General features: G+C 52.2%; 5 protein-coding genes. All 5 read right to left on the bottom strand.

Annotated elements, in window-relative coordinates; all coding sequences use genetic code 11:
- Positions 1-468: 468 nt before the first annotated feature.
- Positions 469-1,647, bottom strand: a complete 1,179-nt coding sequence (locus GOX53_RS28525; RefSeq protein WP_171182261.1) for a hypothetical protein — start codon at positions 1,645-1,647, stop codon at positions 469-471.
- Positions 1,644-2,108: a hypothetical protein gene (locus tag GOX53_RS28520; RefSeq protein WP_171182260.1), complete on the bottom strand. Its 465-nt coding sequence runs from the start codon at positions 2,106-2,108 to the stop codon at positions 1,644-1,646. Before GOX53_RS28520 ends, GOX53_RS28525 begins: the two co-directional genes overlap by 4 nt.
- On the bottom strand, positions 2,105-3,955 hold the full coding sequence (locus GOX53_RS28515; RefSeq protein ID WP_171182259.1) for a Z1 domain-containing protein: 1,851 nt from the start codon (positions 3,953-3,955) through the stop codon (positions 2,105-2,107). The genes GOX53_RS28520 and GOX53_RS28515 overlap by 4 nt, the downstream gene beginning before the upstream one ends.
- Before the next feature lie 364 nt (positions 3,956-4,319).
- Positions 4,320-4,799, bottom strand: a complete 480-nt coding sequence (locus tag GOX53_RS28510; RefSeq protein WP_171182258.1) for a phage virion morphogenesis protein — start codon at positions 4,797-4,799, stop codon at positions 4,320-4,322.
- Between the two features lie 326 nt (positions 4,800-5,125).
- Positions 5,126-5,786: PBECR2 nuclease fold domain-containing protein (locus GOX53_RS28505; protein WP_254446854.1), on the bottom strand; the 661-nt coding region annotated here is incomplete at its 5' end.

The raw sequence follows: 5,786 nt of genomic DNA, 5'->3' as shown, positions 1-5,786 counted from the left end.
CCACGCTTTCGGTATGGCGCAGTGCGCGCTCGCGCTTGGCCAGGTCCGCCTCGCGCGTCGCGAGGTCTTTGGGATCTCCACCCATGGAGGTCTCCTCTTCTTGGGGTTGGGGTCTGAGGGCATGGATAATTTGCTCCATCGCGTAAATGATGGAGGCAAACTAACCGGCTCATTTTAGGGGAAATACCTGAACTGAGTTCAGGGGAGGGTCACTGGGTGACTACCCTGATCATGGCGAAGATCGGACGGTTCGCAAGCGATTTGTGAAATCGCAGTCGAGGGAAGGATATCAGGATCGCAGGAGAGCGATTTTAACGGGGGGTTTAGCGCGGGGAACGGGATTGCTGGGGGAACCATAGCCGCGCGGTGTTCTCAGCGCCTCCGTGGCGTTCGTCTGCAAATCGATCGTCGGTGAGTGTTTTGTTGCACTTCATACTGTAAAGGAGCAGGCACGTTGATCGAGCATGTTTAAGCGGCTTTCTCGAATATGAGAACGTGCTCAGATCGCATCCTTTTTGACAAGGTAGACCCACCAGAAGTCCGGAGAGGCATGTACCTGCGGTTCTCCGGAATATCTCTCTCATAGCGATCACGGAGTAGAAGGCCGCTTCGCAGTGCGGCAAAGATCAGCAGGTCGGAATTCTTGACTTCATGCCCTTTGACGCTCGAATTCCCGATTACGTAGGTGGCAGTCTTCGTCGGCTTCAGAACTCGGTGTGCTTCGGCAGTCAAGTCATATAGGTCTCGATAGTATCGCCTCAGAATACGTCGTTTTTTTTCGTCCACATCCTTGTGCAACAAAGAAAAAAACGTGCGCAACTCGTCGCAGTCAGCTCGGTTATCGACTATTTCAGCTCCGACGGAACGCGCTCGTATCTTTCGAAGCTCCGAGACGCTGTACCCCATCCAAACCAACGACAGGCGATGACCCCGCATGTAGTCAATAGCGTTAAGGTAGGGAGGGGAGGTAACGATGCAGTCGACTGAGCATTCGTCCAGACGCCCCATTCTCCGCGCGTCCCCACGATATGTTTTTGCATTCGCCTTGATCCTCCCTGGCTGAAGTGCTGCCAGAACGTGCTCAACGGACTTCGTCAACGCTTCGAAAACATCAAATTTGTTCTCTGTAATGGTTCTGTGCGGTCGACTATGAGCCGTGTCTCTAGCAAGAGATGCTTTTGGATCTTTGGTCACAATCAAGCGCGATACCGCAATCTTTAGCAGATCCAAGTACTTTGGTGTAGAAATAAACGGTTGCGCGACAAGCAGGTGGCTCAATGCCCGAAGTTGTTTTTGCTGCCCAGCTGCAAACCAAAAATCGATATACTCTTGCGTCTCAACGTCTGAATCGATCCATGGCAAGTGCACTTCCTCAGGACAAACTTGCCTGCAAAGTTCCAGCAACCTACTGCAGTGCTTCCGGACCTTGTCAGGGCTAAGTGAATTCCCATTCGCTCTTGAGATCATACAAGCCAATGGGTCAAGATCGTACCCTATCGAGTTGAGACCAAGTTTTGACGCTGTGCCAATGACCATTCCTGAGCCTGACATTGGGTCGAGTACCAAAGAATCCTTCGGCAAATCTTCGAGACCTTTCAGGGCAATTTCAGGTGCCATTCTGGCTGGAAACGGATGAATATGAATCATAATTGCCCTGCGCTCATTATTGTTGCTGTTAGTTTTTCGAACACTGAACGCCGAGCAACGCGGTTCTCGAGTTCACCGTCTCTTCCCTTGATGTGATACATCGTCTTTAACCGGCGTCGGACAGAAACGCACTCCTGTTCCTCGAAGTTTCCATCAAGAACTTGTCTGAATTCTGCCATGCTCAAACCTGCAATACCATCTTGCCCGCAAATCATGCAGGTGAAACACTCACCATACTTCTCAAAAAGCGTCTGTTGAGCGACTTGATGTGAGCGAAAGAAATTAAAAGCCCAAGGTCCTTTGCGCTTAGTTGAGTGCTTTAGGTAGACCGGAATTCTTTCGGCGAGCAGGTAGCAGCCAACGCCGTATTCTGACAGCCTTTCAACTATCAAGGGCTGATCAACTTCGTCGAACAGAAGCGTAAAGAATGAGCCATGATATCTTGCTGTGTCGGAAATCATCTTCGGTTCTGAATGAATTTAATAGCGCCACCGTTGATCTTGTAGAACAGCCGCGCCTTGCCCATGCCATTGTGAAACACCTTCAAATGGTGCCGTGCAGTTGGATTCTCACTACGTCTATACTCATTGGTGGCGAATATTCCTTTTGTCCTTCGAATGTTGTGCTTTTCTTCTTCGGTGTACTTTCTTGCGTTGGTACCGAACCCGCTGGGTCTGTGGAAGGAGATGATTCTGGAACCTGGTCGCAGCTCCTGATCCAAGTAGCTTCGCACATAATGGGGGAATTCCTCGGCGTTCAGGCTTGAATAGATGTCAGACAGCACTTCTTGATCGTCTCGGTCCCGGCGTTTGAACAAGTCACAGATCTTCTCCTCATCAAAGTCAAAAAGAGCAAAAGACATTTCTCCACCCTCGAAATCCACACTCGACTTATCAATGGAAGCGGGAGACGTGGGTGTCGTTTTGTGGTCCGAAAGCCAAACAGGTGCGCCGGCGCCAATACGTAAAGCTTCAAGTGCCAGTTTGTGAAAAGCAAAACACTTGCTCCAATTACCCATCACAGTTTCTGGAATCCAGAGTTGGAAATACTCCTTGTACCCCTCCCTTGAGCCAAACATTCGGGCCCTCTGGATATAAGTATCTTGTGAGAACTTTCCTTTGACTGACCTTGTGAAATACATGGACAGCAAATTGTCGAAGGTGACCCCCCGCGAAATGATGTTTCCACCGACTCCGAAAGAAAACAAACTGGTCGGGTTTGCGATTTCAGCTACTTTGCCTGGCTTTGGGTTCCGTGAATTTATCTCAACTAACGTGTTCTTTCGGATGTTGCGCAGGACAAATATTCCAATCGTGTCCGCATCCCCGTATTGAGAAGCGATATTCCACAGCTTCTTTCTAAGCCCTTCAAATCCTGGGCTGCTGGCGTTCGAGAGTGTCGCAAGGGTCGATTGGATCAGTTCCACATCCTCGGCATGCTCCACTTTCTTGCCGCTTGTATGAACGAGCATCGTGAAATTTTGGTTTTTTCCTAGTTGATGAAGTTCAGCGACGCCACACAAGAAGTGCAGTATCGCCTTCTGAATCTCCGCACGCTCACTTCCTTCGTCTACTGCAAAAGTATGCAGGCGATATCCACACTCTTCACTATGCGGAAAGAAGAAGTCCTGCCCCACGTAGAAAGGGTGCGGCACAAAATCAACCCAGCGTTCGCTTTCGTTGTCGAAAGTGTTGTTTAGATTTAGGCGAGCCGGAGTTGCTGTCACCCCAATATAAATGCCGTCCTTGCCGATCAAATCGGATATAAGTTTGTTAATTTTTGTTTTGTCGTATTCCGGTTTGTTGACGTTGCCATCAGGAGATGCGTAGTCGGCTTCATCGTCGACGACGATCAATCCAGATTCTAGTCGAAGGAACTCTATCAGTTTTTCGAGATCACGTGCATTTTTCTTGCAAAAAACCACCCATTCTTGACCTCTCAAACGTTTAGGATCACTTGGAAGGTCGCTAAACTGTTTAGGTGAGGGGTTGAGCCCTGACCCTCGAAAGCGCTTAAGGCTTTGGTCGAGCAAGTCTACACTGTCGGTCAGCAGATTAATGATTATTGGATAACCCTGATCGAGAAGTTTGGCGTTCAATGCGATCATCATCTCGGTTTTGCCGCTCTGAGGTTCACCGAAAATCACGAATGATCGAGCTTCTTGTTGCTGCAGATTCTGAATGGTTTGATCGACAGTCGCCTCAATTGATGACGTATCAATCTCTTTCGATTTCAGGGCTGCGACTCGGTTCTCGTACTGGTTGTTCCCAGACTTTCCTACAATTGTGGACCAATCCGTAGCGTTCATGTAGAAGACATCCCCAATATATGCGCGCATCCTCAACCTAGGGAAGAATGTTTGAACAGTAAACCCACATCTAGCGTTCCGCAGTGCTAGCATTCAGAGCTGATATGGAGTTTTGTCTTAGACACAACGGGAAGATTCGTCGACATTGTTGCCACATCAGCATGCATCTACTCAACTGAGAGCACGAATGACACATCTCTCGAAAAATACTCATGATGCCGGAATTGCCGCTCGGTCAACCAGTGTCGGCTTCCATGGGCCGCATGCGGCAATCCCGACTATCATCTGCTCTGGCTGTTTCGTCATGCTCCGTGAGCGAATTTCAGCGCTCTAGTTGACGGCCTTGGCTCTGTGCCGACATTCGTCAGTACCAGAAATATCCAACAGCCTCTTCCTCGATCAGCGCCATGTCATCGTCCGAGAATCCGAGATAAGGGCGCGCCGGGATGACCGCCCTCAGGCCGCGCCCCGCGTCGCCGCCAAACTGGTGGATTGCGGCGTAGTCTTCCACCTCCTTGCCCGCGCCAATCTTCAGGGTACCGCCACCAACCTGGTAATTGATCGACCCCGCCAGATGACCTCGCATGCGTAGGATGGTCATCGGTGCATTGCCGTATTGTTTTTGACGGCGGCGGACAGTCTTATCCGCCAGCGGTGCCCAGGGCGTACCATCGGGACCTTTCTCCTGCTTGAACCGGGTGTTGATGATACCACCCGCACCTGCGAATTCTTCGCCGATGGATTTAAGGAACGGTTCCGGATCCTCGAGCTGAGCCAGCTTGCGGCGCAGATCTGCGCGAAGTGTACTGTCATTGAAGCTGAATTCCAGTAGTGTGCCGGTCAAAGAATGCCCTTTCTGAAGGTCTCTCAATCGTTCTTTAGTCGCTCCCGGCTATTCCGGGTGCATGAAGCGGATCAGGTTATACAGCCCCGAGGAACTCGATGTGATCGAGGTCGTTATTTTCAATGGCCGCACAGTGCGGGTGTATTGGCCGAAGGAGGAAATGCACCGCTAAACTCGGTTCTGTGCGCTTGGCGGCCACCATCCACGGATCGTTGCATCGTCCTCCTCCTCGGCCTATATTTGATACGCGCGATGACGGAGACAGTTGGAGATGTCACCAGACCCTGTCATCAGCACGAGGCCGGGCACCAACCCCCGGCCTCTTGTCACTCCCTCCGATAGGCGAGCGCGCCCCGGCGGTGTTTTTCCAGATAGCTCTGATCGGGTTTACCCTTGCCGCCGCGTTTGCGCGGGGCAAAGGACGTGAGGCCTTGCCAGATATGTGAGGTCCAGACGAAAGAGCTGTAGCTGCCCGTTTCCGAGTGCCAGCGCAGATACCTGCGCACGAGACGGCGTGACCCGTCCGGCATGACGACCCAGTCGACCCAGATCTCGTCCGGATCAAAGATCGCCTCCGCCAGGCGCTCAATGTCGACCTCGCGCCCGAACTTCAGAACTTTCCATGCTCCGGCTGCATTGCGGAAGAGCTGGTCGGAGATGACAACAGCATGGCCGGAGCGATCCCGGTAGACGACACCCCGTCCGATGTCGGCGCCGAACCGCTGCAGGAAGCGCTGGACGTAATAATCGGGCTCCTTGCCCTTGGGCAGCTGCCGTGAAGCAAACGGTCGGCCAAGCTGATCGAGCGGCGGCGACACCGGCAACGGTAGCTCCGGCTCGGCGAGTTGCAGGGGTTTCTGCAGCTCACGCGGCACGAGTCCGCGCTCCCATGTATCGCCCGGCTGATAACCGCCGAAGTCATCGCTTCCTGCCCCTCGCCCTTCATCGTGGCGGCGGCGCGCGCGATATCCCAGTCGTCGCCGGACT

The organism is Ruegeria sp. HKCCD8929, assembly GCF_013031405.1.
Taxonomy (GTDB): Bacteria; Pseudomonadota; Alphaproteobacteria; order Rhodobacterales; family Rhodobacteraceae; genus Ruegeria.
Note: the sequence above shows the minus strand (reverse complement) of the source record. Positions and strands in the feature narration are given on the sequence as shown.

Excerpts from the sequence above, each read along its gene's own strand:
- GOX53_RS28525 (WP_171182261.1), bottom strand. The coding sequence starts at position 1,647 with ATGATTCATATTCATCCGTTTCCAGCCAGAATGGCACCTGAAATTGCC.
- GOX53_RS28520 (WP_171182260.1), bottom strand. The coding sequence starts at position 2,108 with ATGATTTCCGACACAGCAAGATATCATGGCTCATTCTTTACGCTTCTG.
- GOX53_RS28515 (WP_171182259.1), bottom strand. The coding sequence starts at position 3,955 with ATGAACGCTACGGATTGGTCCACAATTGTAGGAAAGTCTGGGAACAAC.